The 18862-nt window shown below is 34.1% G+C and carries 14 protein-coding genes and 1 tRNA gene; 12 read left to right on the forward strand and 3 right to left on the reverse strand.

The features are described 5' to 3' along the window. Positions 1 to 120: 120 nt before the first annotated feature. From AAGD93_RS01250 to uvrC, 4 genes are read left to right on the forward strand one after another with little or no spacing between them, the layout of a single operon-like run. Positions 121 to 879, forward strand: coding sequence for a phosphatidylglycerophosphatase (locus tag AAGD93_RS01250; RefSeq protein WP_182364786.1), 759 nt, complete (start codon positions 121 to 123; stop codon positions 877 to 879). Between the two features lie 44 nt (positions 880 to 923). Further along, entirely contained in the window at positions 924 to 1763 is an 840-nt protein-coding gene (locus AAGD93_RS01255) for a glycine--tRNA ligase subunit alpha (protein WP_182318999.1), read from the forward strand. Between the two features lie 3 nt (positions 1764 to 1766). Next, positions 1767 to 3875, forward strand: coding sequence for a glycine--tRNA ligase subunit beta (gene glyS / locus AAGD93_RS01260; protein WP_341819602.1), 2109 nt, complete (start codon positions 1767 to 1769; stop codon positions 3873 to 3875). Continuing rightward, positions 3868 to 5685, forward strand: coding sequence for an excinuclease ABC subunit UvrC (gene uvrC / locus AAGD93_RS01265; protein WP_341819603.1), 1818 nt, complete (start codon positions 3868 to 3870; stop codon positions 5683 to 5685). Before glyS ends, uvrC begins: the two co-directional genes overlap by 8 nt. A 101-nt stretch (positions 5686 to 5786) precedes the next feature. Here uvrC and AAGD93_RS01270 read toward each other — a convergent pair. Further along, positions 5787 to 5863: transfer RNA gene (locus AAGD93_RS01270), tRNA-Arg, on the reverse strand. A 148-nt stretch (positions 5864 to 6011) separates the two neighbouring features. Between AAGD93_RS01270 and AAGD93_RS01275 the strand changes: the two genes are divergently transcribed. The 7 genes from AAGD93_RS01275 (at position 6012) to AAGD93_RS01305 (ending at position 11445) form a co-directional block, all read left to right on the forward strand. Continuing rightward, positions 6012 to 6785 (forward strand): ABC transporter ATP-binding protein, encoded by a 774-nt coding sequence (locus AAGD93_RS01275; RefSeq protein WP_341819604.1) that lies wholly within the window; start codon positions 6012 to 6014, stop codon positions 6783 to 6785. Between the two features lie 128 nt (positions 6786 to 6913). Beyond that, positions 6914 to 7081 (forward strand): twin-arginine translocase TatA/TatE family subunit, encoded by a 168-nt coding sequence (locus AAGD93_RS01280; protein ID WP_006013840.1) that lies wholly within the window; start codon positions 6914 to 6916, stop codon positions 7079 to 7081. A gap of 166 nt (positions 7082 to 7247) precedes the next feature. Continuing rightward, positions 7248 to 7904, forward strand: a complete 657-nt coding sequence (locus tag AAGD93_RS01285) for an exopolysaccharide biosynthesis protein (RefSeq protein WP_064125264.1) — start codon at positions 7248 to 7250, stop codon at positions 7902 to 7904. Between the two features lie 97 nt (positions 7905 to 8001). Continuing rightward, a complete protein-coding gene (locus AAGD93_RS01290) occupies positions 8002 to 8658 on the forward strand; it encodes an exopolysaccharide biosynthesis protein (protein WP_265026866.1) in 657 nt (218 codons plus the stop codon). Next, complete coding sequence (cysS, locus tag AAGD93_RS01295; RefSeq protein ID WP_341819605.1) at positions 8651 to 10024, forward strand: cysteine--tRNA ligase; 1374 nt, start codon at positions 8651 to 8653, stop codon at positions 10022 to 10024. Before AAGD93_RS01290 ends, cysS begins: the two co-directional genes overlap by 8 nt. 6 nt (positions 10025 to 10030) lie before the next feature. Next, complete coding sequence (locus AAGD93_RS01300; RefSeq protein ID WP_341819606.1) at positions 10031 to 10450, forward strand: DedA family protein; 420 nt, start codon at positions 10031 to 10033, stop codon at positions 10448 to 10450. 135 nt (positions 10451 to 10585) lie between these two features. Continuing rightward, a protein-coding gene (locus tag AAGD93_RS01305) for an IS630 family transposase (protein ID WP_341819182.1) occupies positions 10586 to 11445 on the forward strand; the annotation gives its coding sequence in 2 pieces (ribosomal slippage) (positions 10586 to 10910 and positions 10910 to 11445; 861 coding nt in all). Between the two features lie 25 nt (positions 11446 to 11470). Here AAGD93_RS01305 and AAGD93_RS01310 read toward each other — a convergent pair. Together AAGD93_RS01310 and AAGD93_RS01315 are read right to left on the reverse strand one after the other, a co-directional pair. Then, positions 11471 to 13078, reverse strand: coding sequence for an AAA family ATPase (locus tag AAGD93_RS01310; protein ID WP_341819607.1), 1608 nt, complete (start codon positions 13076 to 13078; stop codon positions 11471 to 11473). 736 nt (positions 13079 to 13814) lie between these two features. Further along, a complete protein-coding gene (locus tag AAGD93_RS01315; protein WP_341819608.1) occupies positions 13815 to 17372 on the reverse strand; it encodes a DEAD/DEAH box helicase in 3558 nt (1185 codons plus the stop codon). A gap of 692 nt (positions 17373 to 18064) precedes the next feature. On the opposite strand from AAGD93_RS01315, the gene AAGD93_RS01320 reads away from it, so the two are divergent. Next, a complete protein-coding gene (locus AAGD93_RS01320; RefSeq protein ID WP_341819609.1) occupies positions 18065 to 18820 on the forward strand; it encodes an NTP transferase domain-containing protein in 756 nt (251 codons plus the stop codon). Positions 18821 to 18862: the final 42 nt, after the last annotated feature.

The following is an 18862-nucleotide window of genomic DNA, read 5'->3' on the forward strand; positions in this document are numbered from 1 at the left end:
CGCACATTCTTCTACTGTTGCTGCATATTACTTAAAGTTTTCCAATACATGTTTTAAGTTGTTGATAAGTCCGTTACAATACAGTATTATAAATAATATAAACCAAGTGTTACTTAGAACATGGGGATTTTTTTTAAATTTTTGGGAAAGATGCTAGGTAAGGTTTTTCCTGCCAAAACAGTAAGCTCTCTTTTAGGAATAGGATATTTACCAAGTTGGCAGAACTATTGGTCTTCTTTTTTAATATTATTTATTGTCGATGTTATATTAATTCTTACATATGGAGGCGAATACTTACTATATAAAATGCCAGACTCAGGAATAGTTGTAGCTGCTGTTTTTACAAAATTGGCAATAGTTATGTTAGTAATGCAATTAATTGGAATATTTATTTTTCATGCTCAAGACCCTTCAGCAAACAGTGGTGAAGAAATAGTAATACAAATAGCGTCAGGGCAAGTACTGACTGTAGCACTTTCAATGCCAGCAATAATGTCAATTTATTATGCTGTAAGTAAACTCTATGGGAATATATGTAAGCAGATGTTTCAATGCCCATTTTGGTTTAATGATTTTATGCACTTTTTCTTTTTTCTTATGATACCTTACGTATTTTTTAATGTCGTAGAAGTGATAAAACCATGGCCAATAAGTTCAATACAGCTCAGCTATAATAATGCAATGTCAATTACATTTGAGGGGATTTTTCACACATTTTATGCGGTAATTTTACTGTATTTAACAGCATTTATATTCTGCGATTTAACTATGCATGATGCAATTGTCCTAAATAAAAGCATAATTCAGTATGTGAGGGAAAGTTCAGCAGTTTTAGGTGATTATTTACATGATACTGTTAAAAAAATAGGTATTGAATAGTACTTATTTATTTATATATTTAGTATAAAAAGTGTACAATTTGTGTGAACTTGCAAAGTATAATAAAAGAGTTACAAGATTTTTGGGCTAGTGAAGGATGTGTTATACTTCACTCATACACATCTGAAGTTGGTGCTGGCACATTACATCCCGCAACAATTATGTCTGTAATTGATACAAAACCGACAAAAATTGCATATCTACAACCAGTAATTAGGCCAGCAGATGGGCGCTATAGTGATAATCCTAATCGTTTGTATCAACATCACCAATATCAAGTTATAATAAAGCCATCTGGTAATAATTTACAAGACGTCTATTTAGATAGCTTAAAAGTTCTTGGCATATCTACAGAAAAATATGATATTAAGTTTGTTGAAGATGATTGGGAAAATCCGAGCGTTGGAGCATCAGGACTTGGATGGGAAGTTACATGCAATGGAATGGAAGTAACACAGCTTACTTATATACAGCAAGTTGGAGGGATTGACTGCAAGATGATTCCTGGTGAGGTGGCATATGGGTTGGAACGTTTAGCAATGTGCATACAAGGTGTAGATAATGTTTACGATATAATTTGGAACGATAACGGTGTAACTTACGGAAATATTTTTAAACAAAGAGAATATGAATTTTCTTATCTAGCATTAGATTATTATGATACTAAAGTGGTACAGCAGCAATTCGAAGATACGGAAAAATTGTGCAAGTTCCTTATTGAAAAGGAGCTACCAATGGCAGCTTATGACCAATGTATTAAAACTAGTCACCTACTTAATCTGCTTGATGCAAGAGGTGTGCTTGGTGTGAATGAACGTACAGCTTATATTGGTAGAGTTAGAGAGCTGACAAAAAAATGTTGTGAATTGTACATGAGTAAATAGCGTATGTCGTTGCAGTTGTTATTTGAGTGCCTTTCAGAAGAAATACCACCGAGAATGCAGAATTCAGCTACAGTTCAAGTTAAGAGCTGTATTGCCAATGTTTTTAACAAAAATAATGTAAAATTTACATCAATGGAGGTTTTTATAACGGCACGTCGCATTACCCTATTTGTCGACAACATAAATGCTTTGGAGCTAAAGGATTCCAATAACGAAGTTAAGGGACCAAACATTAACGCACCAAAAAGTGCTATCGAAGGTTTTTTAAGAAAATATCAGAAAAATGAAGAAGATTTGCTCGTTCGAAAAGTAAATAATGAGGATTTTTACTTCATTAAAAGAGAAAGCTGCTCATTTAACATTCAAGAGTTTCTTAAAAATCAACTAGGAGAAATATTAAAAAATTTCTCTTGGCCAAAAAGTATGAGATGGGGCAAAGGAAAAGAAAGGTGGGTTAGGCCAATTAAAAACATTTTATGCATTTTAAATGATGAAATAATACCTGTATCTTTTGCAGGGATTACAGCATCTAACACAACATATGGCCATCGATTTCTCTCAAGTGGTACGGCGCTTACTGTTAAAACACCTAAAGACTATTTTGAATTGCTAGAAAAAAACAGTGTAATTCTCCAAATGGACAAAAGAAAGCAATTTATACTAGATCAGATTAATAAATTCACAAAAGAGCAGAATTTACAACTTGAGAAAAATGATTATTTACTAAATGAATTGACAGGGCTTATAGAGTGGCCAATCGTACTGTTTGGTGAAGTGAATCAAGAAAAGTCATTTGGATTACCGAAGGAAGTAATACTTAGTATAGTTAATACACAACAAAAATACCTTGCTTTAAGTAATGGAAAGAGAATTTCACACTTTGTCACTGTTGTCAACGTCAACAATGGTGAAGTTGTTAAAGGACACGAAAGAATATTAGAAGCACGTCTTGCTGATGCCCAATTTTTAATATCTCAAGATAAAAAGGAAAATCTAGATTATTATGTCAAAAGATTAGGTTCAATATTATTTCATGCTTCACTTGGCAGCGTGGGGGAAAAGGTGAAGCGTATTACGGCTCTGTCAAAGTATATAGCTATATTTATTCCACATGCTTCGCTGATAAAAGTTGAACGTGCTGCATATTTGGCAAAAGCTGATTTGGCAACATCGATAGTAAGAGAGTTTCCAGAATTACAAGGAGTAATGGGTGGATATTATGCTTCTTATTTTCAAGAAGATAGAGAAATAATGGAAGCTATAACTGAGCATTATAAGCCAATCGGGCCAGAGCAGGAGTGTCCTAAATCTCCTTCTGCAATTGCTGTGTCAATTGCAGACAAAGTGGATAGCTTAGTTGGTTTAATTGCAGCAGGTGAGAAAATCTCTGGTTCGTATGATCAATTTAGTTTGCGGAGAATGACAATTGGTATAATTAGGACAATACTTGAAAATAATTTGCATGTTCCAATTAGGCTAATGATAGACAAGTCAGTATCTTTATATTCAAGGCTTCTATTTAATAAAAATACAGCGTCAGTTGATAAGCCAAATAGAAAACAAATTTTAGAACTAGTATTTAGATTCTGCTTAGAAAGATTCAAGGTTATTTTAAAAAATAGAGATATAAGGCAAGATGTTGTAGATTCAATACTATATAAAATCGATATTAATGATCTGCTGACAGCAGAAAAGCAAACTGTTATATTGGATCGTTATCTTAGTACTCCAGAAGGTGAACAAATTCTAAGCACTTACAAAAGAGTCAGTAACATGATGAGCAAAGCAAGGAAAAGTGATGGCACTACTTATAGTGCATCTTACGGTAAGAGGTTTTTGATTGAAAGTGAAGAAATTGCGCTATCAAATTGTGCTATAACTGCTTGTAAAAACATAAAACAAGCGATAAAAAATAACCACTTTAATGTAGCACTTGATGAACTTGCTGGTTTTGCTCCGTTTATCAATCAGTTTATGGACAGTATAAAGATTAACTGTGATTCTGATAAGCTGAGAAGAAACAGATTATCTTTGCTTGAAAATGTAGTTTCCATCTTTCATTTAGTAGCAGATTTTAACCTCATACAGGTTAAGCAATGGATAAATGCTTAGGCAATATAAAGAACAAATCAAATCATTTCCACAGTCCTGTGGCGTGTATAAGATGGTCGGAGATAAGAATAAAGTTTTATATGTTGGAAAAGCAAAAAACTTAAAGTCAAGGTTATCCGACTACCTTCAATTCGAAAATCTTTCTGAACGAATTAGAGTTATGCTCTCACAAGTTATTAAGGTTGAAATATTCATCACTGAGAATGAAATCGAAGCACTGCTTCTTGAAGCACAGTTAATAAAATCGTTGAAACCACCTTATAATATTGTGCTTAAAGATGGAAAATCTTATCCTTATATAACAATTTCCAAGCACGATTATCCAAGAATAGCAAAATATAGAGGCAAATTTAAGAAGAATGAGTTTCATTATTATGGTCCCTTTACATCTGCCGCTGCTGTTAAGCAAACTATATTGTCATTGCAAAAAGCTTTTCTCCTAAGAGTATGTTCAGATCAATACTTTTCCTCAACAAAAAGACCATGTATTGAGTATCAAATTAAGCGCTGTTCAGCACCATGCGTAGATAAAATTACAAAAGATGATTACTGCCAATCAGTAAAACAGGCACGAAATACATTGCTTGGAAGAAATAAGGAAGTGAAAGAACAGTTACTTTTCACAATGAGAAAGTGCAGCAGTGAAGAAAACTATGAGCTTGCTGCTATATATAGAGATCGGGTAAAGTTTCTTGAGCAAATTCAAATACAGCACACGGATTTTTCTTTTGAAAAAGATGCAGATTTCTTCAGTATTGTACGTGAAGAGGATCTAGCATGTATTAGTGTGTTATCGTTCAGAAATAAAGACAACTACGGCAGCACTCCTTACTTTGCCGAGAACTGTGGTGATCACTCAAATGATGAAATTTTATCCACCTTTTTGGTCAATTTTTATAATTCAGCTAACATACCTCCAATACAAATTTACGTTCCAGATTCTATTGTGGATAAGGAAATTATAGAACAAGCACTATATAAGGTTGCTCAAAAGCCAGTAAAAGTTCTGCATGCAAAGAATAAAAAAGAGCGTGATTTATTGAAATTTGTTTATGATAACTCTCAGCATAGCTTAGAGCAGAAGCTTATCGATTATAGAAATAACCTAGAAAAGCTTGAAGAGCTTAGCAAAATCTTCTTGTTACCAAACATTCCAAAGCGTATCGAGGTTTATGATAATAGCCATATTTCTGGAAGCCAGCAAATTGGTGTAATGGTTGTTGCAGGGCAGGAGGGTTTTTTAAAGAGTGAGTACAGAAAATTTACTATAAAGGAAAAATTTTCAGGCGATGACTATAAAATGATGAGGGAAGTGCTAACCAGACGTTTCTCCGGCAATATAAAAGGCATAATACCTGATTTTTTACTGATTGATGGTGGACCAGGACATGTTTCCATAGTACAGAATGTACTGGAAGTATTGAATATAAACGTTCCTTTTGCTTGTATGGCAAAAGGTCCTGATCGTAACGCAGGAAATGAAAGATTTTATATGCTGGGCAGGGAAGAATTCAGTCTGGCAAATGACAGCAAAGTCATGCTTTACTTACAATCGCTGCGTAATGAAGCCCACCGTTTTGCGATAACTTCACATAGAAAAAAACGCGATAAACAGTTTATAGTTTCACAATTAAGCAAAATACCCGGCATTGGCAACAAAAGAAAAAAAGCGTTGATGTCTTATTTTGGTTCAGTGAAAAATATAAGCAAAGCTTCTCTGGCTGAAATTCAAAACGTACCTGGAATTAGTAAAGGTTTAGCAGAAGTCATTCTTAAATACGTGAATTATAAGAGAGGAGTACTGGAATGACACAAAACCCGTTTTATTATTAGGGAATTTATATCTTAAAACCGCAAAAAAAGGTGTGCGTATTTGTGAAAAAAAATCTCCATAAAATTTGTGAAGCAATGTGGTGGGACTAGTGCGATTCGAACGCACGACCTTCGGATTAGGAGTCCAACGCTCTATCCTGCTGAGCTATAGTCCCGTGTTTCCTACCATCTATGTAAAGTTATAGCAAAAAATCCTTCTCTTTTCTAGATTTCTTGCATAACCAATTTATGACGACAAAAAACATTTCTGTACTTCTTGAGTATAATGCTATTATATTTGATAACATGGTTTAAGTAAGATTAATGCTAGTTAACAACATTGGTTATTTCTATAACAATCAAAACGACTTTGCTTTAAGCAATATAAACATTAAAGTAAAGAAAGGAAATGTTGCATGTTTATTGGGGCATTCTGGCTGTGGCAAGTCAACAATTTTGAAATTAATTGCGGGGATAGAAAATCCAAAATCTGGAACTATTTTTATAAATGATAGGTTAGTTGCAAGCAATAACGCATCAGTCGCTATAGAGCATAGAAATATCGGATTGATTTTTCAGCATTCTGCATTATTTCCTCATAAAACAGTAGTAGAAAATATAACCTTTGCTATCCGCAGCTCTTCCAAGAGAGAAAAGCACCTAATTGCATTGGAAATCTTGAAGTTACTCAATATAGAAAAATATGAAAATATGTACCCTAACGCCTTATCTGGAGGACAGCAACAATTAGTTGCAATAGCAAGAGTGATGGCACAAAACCCTGATGTTGTGTTGTTAGATGAACCATTTTCTAATTTAGATATACTGCTCAAGTGCAGAATAAGACAACATATATTGTCCCTTTTCAGAAGTAAAAATATCCCTGTGCTAATGGTAACTCATGACCCGCAAGAAGCATTGAAAGTTGCAGATTTTATCTACGTAATGAAAAATGGTAAAATTATTCAATCAGGAGTTTCTAGCGATATATACCATAAGCCTAAAGACGATACGCTAGCAAAGTTTTTTAGTGAGCTCTCTTCTACTCTACAGTTAAGCGAAAAGTTTCCACTTATTCGCTGCAAGAAAATAATCTAGTTTGGGATTGTTATAAAATAATTAAAAAACCTTGATTTATAATTAAATAAAGGTGATATAATCTATGTGTTACTTGACTTCAGTCAAGTTTTAATATTTAAAGGTCAATATTTTAAATGGAGGTGAAAATGAGTTTAGGACCATGGCAATTGTTTCTAGTCTTAATAATAATTTTAGTTCTGTTTGGTGCAGGCAGATTACCTCAAGTTATGGGTGATTTAGGAAAAGGCATCAAAAACCTTAAACAGGAGCTTAAGGACTCAGAAAAATTATCGTCTAACGAACCAGATCGTTAGCGTCCTCATACTTCGTGACATGCACCTTAGTGCATGTCATCTGTTTAAAAACTTAGTCAGGTTAAAGAATGAAAGAGATGAAGTGTTGGTATGAAATAAATAACAAATATTGAAATACAGCAACAACTATGTTAGCTTAGGAGGAATATTTTATTAAAAGATAATTGTGCAAAAAAGTGAGAAACTAACTAAAGATAAAAAACTAGCTTCTGATATTCTAAAAGAGGTTGCAGATACCAATAACAATGATAGCAATAAAGTAACTTTGTTTGACATTAAAACAGCTTTGCATGAGCGCGGTTTTGGTATTTTAATAATCATCTTCTCCTTGCCGCTATCGGTGCCTATACCGGTTCCACCTGGTTATACAACTATTCTTTCTATACCTTTAATCTTATTCTCACTGCAGCTTCTATTTGGATTTGATTCTCCTTGGATGCCCAGTTGGCTAGAAAGAAGATCTTTTCAGCGTTCAACACTAGCTCTTGTGGTAGAGAAAACTTCCCCTGTATTAGAAAAAATAGAAAAATTCATGAAGCCAAGACTGTCTTTCATTTTCTATGGGCCTGGTGAGAAGATTCTGGCTTTTATGATGTTGCTTTGTGCAATAATAATAGCTCTTCCATTACCTTTTACTCACTTCCTTCCTGCAATTGGCACAACTCTTATTTCACTTAGCATTATGAGTAAAGACGGGTTTCTATCCATATTGGGAGTTTTAGTGTCATTGTGTGCGTTGTTGCTTACTCTTGTTGTAATAGTCAAAGGACCACAACTTATAACTGGAGCACTTTCTCTTCTTAAAAGCTTTGCAACACTTTAACAAAAGAACGAATTACTAGCGCAAAATGAATAATGCATATTGAAATATGGCAATAATTATGTTAGTTAGAAAGAATAGTTGTATTAAAGAGTAACTTGTGCAAAAAAGTAAGAAACTGACCGAAAATAAAAAATTAGCTTCTGATATTCTAAAAGAGGTTGCAGATACCAATAACAATGATAGCGATAAAGTAACTTTGTTTGACATTAAAGCAGCTTTGCATGAGCGCGGTTTTGGTATTTTAATAATCATCTTCTCCTTGCCGCTATCGGTGCCTATACCGGTTCCACCTGGTTATACAACTATTCTTTCTATACCTTTAATCTTATTCTCACTGCAGCTTCTATTTGGATTTGATTCTCCTTGGATGCCGCATTGGTTGGAAAGAAGGTCTTTTCAGCGTTCAACACTAGCTTTTGTGGTAGAGAAAACTTCTCCAGCATTAAAAAAAATAGAAAAGTTCATGAAACCAAGAATGTCTTTTATTTTCTATGGGCCCGGTGAAAAGATTTTAGCTTTTGTAATGTTGCTTTCTGCATTATCGATAGCTCTTCCATTGCCTCTTACTAACTTCATTCCTGCAATTGGTACGACTCTTATTTCGCTTGGCATTATGAGTAAAGATGGGTTTCTATCCATATTGGGAGTTTTAATATCATTGTGTGGGCTATTGCTTACTCTTGTTGTAGTAGTCAAAGGGCCACAACTTATCATTGGGGCATTTTCTTTTCTCAAAAGCTTCGTATATGGTTAGGCTTTACAACACCTTAACAAAAAAAAAGGAGCTTTTTACACCTATCGATAAAGATCATGTGAAAATGTATGTTTGCGGACCAACAGTATATGACACAGCACATATAGGCAATGCACGGTCTGTTGTTGTGTATGATGTGTTATTTCAGCTACTTAAGTTTTGTTATGGCAAAGTTACCTATGTGCGTAACATAACCGACATTGATGATAAGATAATTAATGCAGCAAGTGAGAAAAATAGCAACATAGAAAGTATAACCACATATTACATTAAAGCTTTTCATGATGATATGGAAAGCATAAATTGTAAAAAACCAACATACGAACCAAAAGCAACGGAAAACGTAGATTATATTATAAAATTAATTGAACATTTGCTGCAATCAGGCCACGCTTATGAATCTGACAAACACGTGTATTTTAATATAGAATCTTACCATGAATATGGTGCTTTATCAGGAAAAAAAACTGATGAATTGGTTCCAGGTAGCAGAGTTGAAGTTAATGAAAATAAAAAGCACCCGGGAGATTTTGTGCTGTGGAAGCCTGCAAGTGATATTGACTACAAACTTTCAAGTTATTGGGATAGCCCATGGGGAGAGGGCAGGCCTGGATGGCATATAGAATGCTCAGCAATGTCATATGCTTACCTTGGCAAAGATTTTGATATTCATGGTGGCGGCATAGATTTACAATTTCCTCACCATGAAAATGAAATTGCACAGAGTAAGTCTGCATTTGCTGGATCAATGTTTGCAAAATACTGGATACATAACGGTTTTCTTACAGTAAATGAAGAGAAAATGAGCAAGTCCTTATTTAATATAGTCAAAGTAAGGGATTTGCTAGATAGTGGAATAAAGGGTGAAGTAATACGCTATGCACTGCTCAAAACTCACTACAGAAAACCACTTGATTGGACAGAAAAGGTTATTTCTGATGCACAGGAAACCTTAAATAAATTTTATCGATTATCACGTGGTTTAGATACAACAAATATTGATGAAAGTAACGCAGAGATTTCTAAAGATTTTATAGACGCTTTAAAAAACGACTTAAACATTCCTGAAGCTCTAGCTATATTACATGAAATGGCTGCAAAAATCAACAAAATGAGTAATGAAAGTGAAAAGCTTAAATTAACTGAGAGTTTTGTTAAGAGTGCCAGATTTATTGGTCTTCTTGAGTCAAGTTATGAAAAGTGGTTTGCTGTGGATGTAAATCATCAAGAAATAGAAAGGTTGATAGACTTAAGAAAAATTGCAAAAAAAAATAAAAATTACGATACTGCAGACAAAATAAGAAATCAGTTGAAACAAATGGGGATTACAATTTCTGACAATGAAGATGGTACAACAACCTGGTAAATTCATATGGAAAACTACTTCCTGTTATTCACAGATAGTCTAGTATCATCATTAGTCTTACCCATACATCAAGGTTTTGTGTTCAATACCATGCTTTATTTCAGGTCGTATTACACTCCACTACTTATGTTATTTTTTGGAGTACTAGGATCAAGCCTTGGTGGAATAGTTAATTGGTACTTAGGTAGAATAACAATCTCTATACGAAAATCATACCACAAATTAGAAAACGAATATACAACGCCAAAAGTTACAAAAAATTTGCTAATTTTTGCAACTTTATTACTTTCGTGGGTGCCAGCACTTGGAAGTGTGATTCAAATTTTATCAGGTTATTTCAAGTTAAACCTTTATATCCTTGCCCCTTTAATCATTCTATCTAATTTCTTCTATTTATTATATCTAATACTTACTTTTGGAGTATAACAGCTATAGTACTACAGCTATTAAAGCCCACTTCTGTCATCCTATAGCCTGACAGAGGCTGAGCTATAAATTATAGCTCTTTCCATAAAAGTCCGGATGTGATAGGATAAGGATAGATGATGATAAGGAGGTTGAATGCCAGCAGCATATAGTTATGATTTAAGAAAAAAAGGAATGGAAGCGCTAGACGAAGGAGAAAGCAGAGAAACAGTGGCAGCAAGATTTAAGATTGGACGAACTACTTTATGGGAGTGGCAGCAAAGAAGAAAAGAAACAGGAGACTTTCAATCAAAAAAACTTGGAAATGGGGGTTACAATCACAAAATTACCGACTGGGATACCTTTGCCAAATTTGCCAGAGAACACGGAGGAAAGACTCTATCGGAAATGGCTAAACTTTGGAACAACGTTAGTATCCAAACGATCTATCGAGCCCTTAAAAAAATTGGATTTACGCGCAAAAAAAGACATATGGATACAAGGAAAGAAACGAAGAAAAACGTGCTGAATTTTTGAAAATTATAGCGACAAAAGAACCTAAAAACTTAGTGTATATAGATGAGTCTGGCATTGATAACACCGAAGACTACCCCTACGGATATTGCCAGAAAGGACAGCGGTTTTATGCCTTAAAATCTGGAAAGAAAACTCAACGAATCAGTATGGTTGCAGCCTTAAGTGGAAGAAAGATAGTTGTTCCGTTAACCTTTGAAGGCCACTGTAATATGGATGTTTTTAATGGATGGTTTGAGCAATTTTTGACACCGATCTTGGAACCTGGACAGACTGTCATTCTTGACAATGCTACTTTTCATAAGTCTGATAAGATTATCGAGCTTGCTAAAGGGGTTGGTGCAGAAATTTTGTATCTGCCGCCTTATTCTCCAGATTTCAACAAAATTGAGCATCATTGGTTTGCTATAAAAAACAGAGCCAGGAAAAACATTCCTCTATTCGAATCCTTTCGTCGTGCTGTTGATTCTGCCTTCCTATGACCTGTTCGGACTATTATGAGAAATGCTATAATATTGGTTTTTCTCCTTTTGGCTTTCTCATGTGATGAGCAGTAATTATCGAAGCTCCAGTACTACATGCTAAATCAGATAATAAGCACATTAGATAATCCCCTACAGCAGGATCAGCATTTATATCTGCATGGATAAATGAAGCAAGTGGATCAAATACTATCAATTTCAGATCTTTAATTTCCTCGAGCTGTTTCATTATGGATTCGAATTCAGGAGAAACTTCGACGATTTTACCACGAACATTTCTGAGTATTGTAAGTGATCCTCTGACGTTTGGCAGTGGTACAATAAATAATTTATCTTTATGTTTCAACCTTTCACACTTAGGGTCGAGTCGTTCTAAGCGGCGGTGTATCTCACTTGCATCATCTTCTGCTGAAAAAATCACTACTGATCCATGTTCAGTAACAAGTGAACCAAAGCCACACATCTGATCCTTATCACTTGCAACCTTAAGCGCTAGGTCAAGAAGAAGCATACCTTTGCCTGTATCTCCCATTGCTGCTATTATTGAAGTAACACCTAAAGGAAATAGACCTTCAACAAGAAACTTTTGCTCTGGTACCGGACCTACAAAGCGCTCTGCACTCCAATCTAAAATATTAAGTGGCTGTTTTGTGGATCTTTCTAAACTTTTCATATTTGAAGTACCAGTAGCTGGAGTATCAATAGTAAGTAACGGAGTTGAAGCTAAAAATTTTTCGACTTTTATGCCTTCTTGTACACAATCAGCAGCATCCCATTTCTCAGGCTTACCTCGAGGAATTTCAAGCACAGCAAGTGATGCAATTCCAATTTCTAAAAGCTTATTTCCAACATTTTTAGCATATTTTGCACCTGCTTCATCATTATCAGGCCAAATAATAATATTTTTACCTTTAAGGGGTGACCAGTCTGTTTTGTCAACATCTGTGTTTGCTCCAGACATTGCTGTTGTTGCTGTGATACCTTGTTCTATGAGCGCTTCTGCACATTTTTCCCCTTCAACCAGAACAACTTTATCAGACTTTAAAATACTTGGTATGTTATAGAGAGGTCTTACTTTTGGCGCACCATACCGAGATTGTTTAACATCAAAAGGCTTATATTGCTTTTTTCCTTTAGGAGGATCGGAACGATAAACTTTTACAATGACCTGACCATTTTCATCATAATAATTCCAACTGTGGGTAATAAATTTCTCGAAGTCTTCGTCAGCCTTTGCGCATTTTTTGCAATATCCAAGCCATTCACTTATAGAAGCCATCACTTCACAAAAGTCTCTCTTTGTATCTTTTCCCTGTGCACTTGCCCAAATATCAAGAACATCACCTTTCTGCCCAGTTGCAAAATCCTGCCAGAGTCCGGCTTTTCCACCAGTTAATGCTACTCTGAGGCTTTGTCCTTTGTTACCATGCACATCACCTATTCGGAATTCATCTCCATGAAAAGTTCCCCTTGGGAATAAATAAGAAAGGCATGATCTTATGTTTAATAATAAGTGTCTTTTAATTTCTTCTACATCAAATTGCTCTAATGGTTCTACAGTATTGTTAAAATCATAATATTCATCATTTAAAGTATTTTTTTGTTTGACATCAGTTAAAAAATCTTGTACCATAAGTTTAAACTTCTTTTAAGATTAAGCGTTTGAAAGGTTTTTGAGTAAGGCTGTTTTGATTGGGGTCTTACTCTTTCATTATGTAAGTAAAAACTACGGTGGGGGTTCTCTTGGCAAAGCTTGAAAAATATATAAGGAAGTCAGTTTAGGTTTATAGTGAAAAGTGAGGTTTTAGTATCTTCTTTCTTTTAAGAAAAAATGCTCTACTATAACTCTACTACATTTTACTCACTATGTCAACCTCTTAGTTTTTATTTTGTTGATATATTGCATACTACTAATATGTAAGGAATTTTGACTAAACCTTCTCATATACGCAGGCATAGTTTAATTTAAGGTGGAATTATAAGCGAATAGAAAACCCTCTACTATATATATACCGGGTTTCTTATGACTTTTTCTGAAAAAATTAAAAACTTTTTTCTTTGGAGGAGTTTGGCCTACCTATTAATGATAATCTTTTCAAGCCATCTGTAAAAATGAAAAGTTTCTGAAAACGGCAATTACTTTTTGGTTCATGAATAGAATTATTAAAGATGCCTTTTATTCAAATTTTAAAGGGCATTACAGGTGCTAAAGGGTACAGTTTAAAGTGGAGTGTAAAATCACTTTAAAACGTAATTACAGGCTTTTTGCCTACCAATGAGACATAAAGTACGAAATATAAATCTTTGTCTCTATTTTGAACTATTGAGCGGTAGTTATCTGGTTCTTTACATTAAATAACTCAGCTATATTATAGTGCATTTTTTATATTAACTAAATCTCTTAATTGATCGTTGTTAAATTCTGTAATCCAACTCTCGCCACTACTTATAGTTAGGTTTGCTAATTCCCTCTTGCTTTGAATCATCTCATCAATACGCTCTTCAAATGTACCTGTTGAAAGTAGCCTGTACACCATGACATTACGTTCTTGCCCGATACGATAGGCCCGATCTGTTGCTTGTGCTTCCACTGCTGGATTCCACCATAAATCGTAATGTATTACATGGTTTGCCGCTGTTAAATTAAGCCCTGTTCCACCAGCTTTTAAAGATACTATAAGAATATTTGATTGCAATGAATTTTGAAAGTCATTAACTATTTCGTCTCGTGCTTTACGGGACAGTCCTCCATGTAAAAATGGTACCATTGACTTAAACCTTTCTTCAAGCAGTCTAGCTATAATTTTACCCATTTCAGTGTATTGGGTGAATATTAATGATTTTTCTGCAAGTTCACTAATTCCTATCAGTATCTCTTCTAGCATCTGCATCTTTCCTGACTGTTCAACATTTGCACGCTTTTTCTTGCCAAACTGCGATGGATGGTTACAAATTTGTTTTAAAGCATTGATAAGTTTAAGAATTAGCCCCTTACGTTCAATTCCTTCACTTCTTTCTATCTTTTCCATAGTTGTATTAACGACTTCTTGGTAAAGTGCTATTTGCTCTGGAGTTAGAGAACAATAACGATTATTTTCAATTTTATCTGGTAGATCCTGAATAATGCTTTTATCACTTTTTACCCTACGTAGCATAAAGGGGTGGGTAACTTTCATGAACCTCTCTAGACAAGCTTTGTCTCTCGCTTTTTCAATCGGTGTTGCAAAACGAGTTTTAAATTGCTTAGGGGTACCAAGGTAATATTTATTAGTAAAATCAAAAATACTCCAATACTCTAGTAGTCTATTTTCAACAGGTGTACCACTCATAGCTATTTTATTTTTTGCTGTAATAGCTTTTATAGCTTTGGTCTGTTCACTGTTGGGATTCTTTATATTTTGGGCTTCATCAATCACGAGCAAAAACCAGCGAATTTTATTAAGTTCTTTTTTATCACGACGTGCAAGACCATAGGATGTTAGAGCTACATCATAATCACTTGCCAATTCTCGATTTTGTCCGTGATAGATGAAAAGCTTTAATTCTGATGCAAAACGCTCTATCTCTCTTTGCCAATTGCTTAAGATACTTGTAGGCGCTACTATCAAGACTTTATCTTCATTTAAAAATCCTGCATTTTTACAGTATAGAATGGCTGCAATAACTTGTATAGTCTTACCAAGACCCATATCATCAGCAATTATGCTACCAAACCCTGTTTCTATGTTCTGTATAAGCCAACTAAACCCACGCTTTTGGTATGGTCGTAGCTGTGCAGTTAGATTGCTTGGTATATCAACAGGTGTGTAAGTGTTAAACATATCAAATAGGTTTTTAATCTGCTGGTCAAGTGCCACTTTAGCTTCATCTAACTCACCTGCTAAAGCGGCTTGCATAAGTTCTGCTTGACTTAAGTGCTCAGGTAACTTATCAAACTTTTTCAGTAGAGCTTCTACCTCCTTATCATCCAAAAGCACATATTGGTCTACAATCCTTACAAGCCCACGAGAATCTTTTAGCAGCTTTTTAAATTCAGTAATGCTTATTTCTTTATCACCTATCGCTATTTTCCAATCGAACTTCAATAATTTTTCAAGCGTTATGAAACTTTTGCGATCTTCTTTTATTTTGCCTTTAGCAGACAAATTGAGACTCAATTGTGGCTTCAGAATTTTTTCCAGGGATTTTGGTAAGATGACTATGACACCAATTGCCCTCATCACCGGCAAAATGTTTAAAAACAATGGTACAAAATCATCTAAGCTAAACAATAATGCACTATTGTCATCAATTGATCTTTCTAGTTCAGGTATGTACTCAGACAACAGCCCAATATCAGATAAAATGCTGAGTTTTGTGCTGCGATTAGACAACGCTTTTTTCAGCTTTATTATCGATTTTTCATCATCTAAAGATACCTGTATATCAAGCTCGAATCTTTCATAATAATCTTTTATCATTAAGTAAAGTTTGTATGGCTTATCTATTAAATAAAGACGTGATAACCAGAGGTTAATTGCTTGAGGTATTTCTTTGTTGCTAAATTCAGTAAATTTGTATGGTCTTCCAGTAAAAAATAATGCAAAGATGTGCTTGTCTCTATATTTGTCCAGTGATGAAGGAAAGGTGTTTTTGTCTCCGTACTTATCCAGTGATGAAGGAAAATTATTTGCCATGTATCCCAAAAGGATAACAGAAACAGCAACATTTACTTGTTCTTCAGGCTCTATAGAAGTTTCCTGACATTGAATCAATAGAGGTGGACACATGGATGATATTTTTCTGTGAATGTCTTTAACTGATTCATTAAACAATGCAGGAATCCACCTAATTATAAATTCTCCTCTTTTATTTTGTAGTATTTGTGGTACTAGCGCTGATTTTTCCATGAGCATACGTGCAAACTGCGAAATCATATGCATGAAGCGAAGTTCAGGGTTAAGCTTGTGGAGTAACGAATTAGGAATATCATTTAAAAATTGTGCTATATTTTTCGAAACACTTTCACTGAGCATAAATAAATTAGCTGTACCATTGCTTACTTGAGTAAGTTGATGTTGGTCATTGATAAATAATTGAAATGTCTGCCAATGTTCAATATTTCCCCATTTTCTAGTAAATAACTCTTCTTCCGATAGCTTTTTCTTGGAAGAGTAGAAGAAATAATCTAATTTTCCCGTAGGACATTTTTGCCAATGCCTGTAAGCTGTTTGTAGGATATTATGAAAGTTTTTTTCAAAGAAAAGTGGGTTGTCTGTTAAAATATTTTCGATACAGTTGGCAAGATTAGGGATAACTGATAGATCAATATCATTTAGGTTTGCCTGGTTATGTACTCTAGTTTTAGAGCGTGAGTTAAATATATCATCAATTTTTAGGATGTTTTGAGCATTTTCTAATCTTCCACCTCCAAAATCATCAATGAGCGATAGTAAATTGCAATTATGAATACTGAAAACTATGAAGGGATTTTTATCGATTTCTGCAGCAATAAGATAAATTACAGCAGCAATATGTTTACAAGGCATAGCCCAATCAGGACAGTTGCAATTTGCATTCATCTCTTCCCAATTTGAAGGAAATAATTTAATCCCAAGATCATTAAGCTTATCAAACAAGCTGGTTGGTAATTGCCTATTTATTAATTTAGATAGTATAGAAGGTGAAGTTTCAATTATTTGGCAAATAGTATGTTGTTCTGATGAACTTAATTCATTAAGTATAATTTCGACTTTATATGGGTGAGCACGAATTTTATATGCTGAGCTATGAACTTTAGCTGTAACTATGTGACCATTAATTTTAATACCAAAAGCTCGACCAGTATTAGCACAAGTTCTACCACGTGATAGCCGATTATCATAATCAATTCTATTGAAACACTGAAGCCATTTCTCTCCCCACCATGTTCTTCCATAAATAGTCATCTTGTAAAACTATATATTTTAACCTAGATAAGCTAGATGCTGATTCTATGGATGATTTTCTCTGAATATGCAAAACTCATCTTGAACTACTACAAAATGTTAATTATAACAACAGAGAGGGCAAAAGCAATAAACACTTATATCAAAGGAAAAATTGATTAAGGGAAAAGTGAAACTTTTTAAAGGTTGTTTAATACCTTTACACCTGTGATTGTAGCACTAATGTTGTGCGATAAATGTACAGTGAAAATGTCATCAGAAGTTACCCAATTATTGAGTAGTTTTTTTACGGCGTCAAGACTCTTGCCAGCATAGAAAATATCAGTTCCTATATAAATATCCTTATGGGCTAAAAGAAACTTCTATTGGTTGATAGAAAACAGAAAAAAACTATTTAAAAAGTATACTCAACAATATAACAAGGAAGCATAAGTTAGGGAAAGTAGTAGGCCGTTGATAAGGATTTGCCTATTTTCTCGATCAACTAGCTTTTGTATAAGTACTGATGGGTCAATATAAATGAGTAGTTCTGGGAAGCTTACTTTATCGGCTAATCTATATTAGCGTCATAGAGGATTTATATATTTCAAGCATGTTAATTATTTTTTCTGGATCATTTAGGAAACTATAGTAGACTTTACAACTCATTAATTATCACTTAACTTACCTCCTAGTAAGTTCTTGAGTTATGTATGGATAACACGTTGATAATATTAGCAGCAGGAAAAAGCAGTAGAATGAATTCACAGTACTCAAAAACACTACACCTAGTAGGAAATTTTACTCTTTTAGAGCATATAATTCACAATGCAAAACCGCTGAGTTTAAAAAGTCTATCAATTGTCATTAACAAGCCTTTTCTAAAGGAGTTAGAAAGATTTAGTACCTTAAAAGATATAATTGATAAATATAATATAAAATTGATAATTCAAGAAAATATTACAGGTACTGGCACTGCAGTTAAAATTGCCCTAGAAAACCTGGAGCGGTTATCTGACCAAGACATAGTTTTAATACAGTACGGAGATACTCCCTTTATATCTAGTGATACAGTTATGAAAATGACTGATTGTTTAAAGTATAATAATTTAGTTCTTCTTGGATTTAATAGTCAAAATGAACAATATGGAAGATTAGTAATTGATAATTACGGCAATGTTCAAAAAATCCTAAAAAATGGAAATAAAATGCTTCTTGCAAACTCTGGAATAATGGCTTCATATGCTAAAGATCTTTTTACCTTAGTAAGAGAAATAAAATTTAATAATTCGACCAATGAATATTGTCTTAATGATATCATACCCATTGCAGCAAACAATAACTTACGTGCAGGTTATGTAGTCGCTGACGAAAAGGAAGCAATGGGGGTAAATAACAAAGAGGATTTGGTCAAAGCAGAACGTTATTTTCAGGCAAATAGAAGAAGACAACCAACCCTTCTTTCATAACTATATTTTTTTATTCATTGATCCTTAATTTAAGTTGACATT

The organism is Wolbachia endosymbiont (group A) of Brachyopa scutellaris (assembly GCF_964026995.1).
GTDB classification, from domain to species: domain Bacteria; phylum Pseudomonadota; class Alphaproteobacteria; order Rickettsiales; family Anaplasmataceae; genus Wolbachia; species Wolbachia pipientis.

Bases quoted from the DNA above. Each gene is read 5' to 3' on its own strand.
- AAGD93_RS01250 (WP_182364786.1), top strand. From the start codon at position 121: ATGGGGATTTTTTTTAAATTTTTGGGAAAGATGCTAGGTAAGGTTTTT.
- AAGD93_RS01315 (WP_341819608.1), bottom strand. From the start codon at position 17,372: ATGACTATTTATGGAAGAACATGGTGGGGAGAGAAATGGCTTCAGTGT.
- uvrC (WP_341819603.1), top strand. From the start codon at position 3,868: ATGCTTAGGCAATATAAAGAACAAATCAAATCATTTCCACAGTCCTGT.
- AAGD93_RS01310 (WP_341819607.1), bottom strand. From the start codon at position 13,078: ATGGTACAAGATTTTTTAACTGATGTCAAACAAAAAAATACTTTAAAT.
- AAGD93_RS01320 (WP_341819609.1), top strand. From the start codon at position 18,065: ATGGATAACACGTTGATAATATTAGCAGCAGGAAAAAGCAGTAGAATG.
- glyS (WP_341819602.1), top strand. From the start codon at position 1,767: ATGTCGTTGCAGTTGTTATTTGAGTGCCTTTCAGAAGAAATACCACCG.
- AAGD93_RS01275 (WP_341819604.1), top strand. From the start codon at position 6,012: ATGCTAGTTAACAACATTGGTTATTTCTATAACAATCAAAACGACTTT.
- AAGD93_RS01280 (WP_006013840.1), top strand. From the start codon at position 6,914: ATGAGTTTAGGACCATGGCAATTGTTTCTAGTCTTAATAATAATTTTA.
- cysS (WP_341819605.1), top strand. From the start codon at position 8,651: ATGGTTAGGCTTTACAACACCTTAACAAAAAAAAAGGAGCTTTTTACA.
- AAGD93_RS01300 (WP_341819606.1), top strand. From the start codon at position 10,031: ATGGAAAACTACTTCCTGTTATTCACAGATAGTCTAGTATCATCATTA.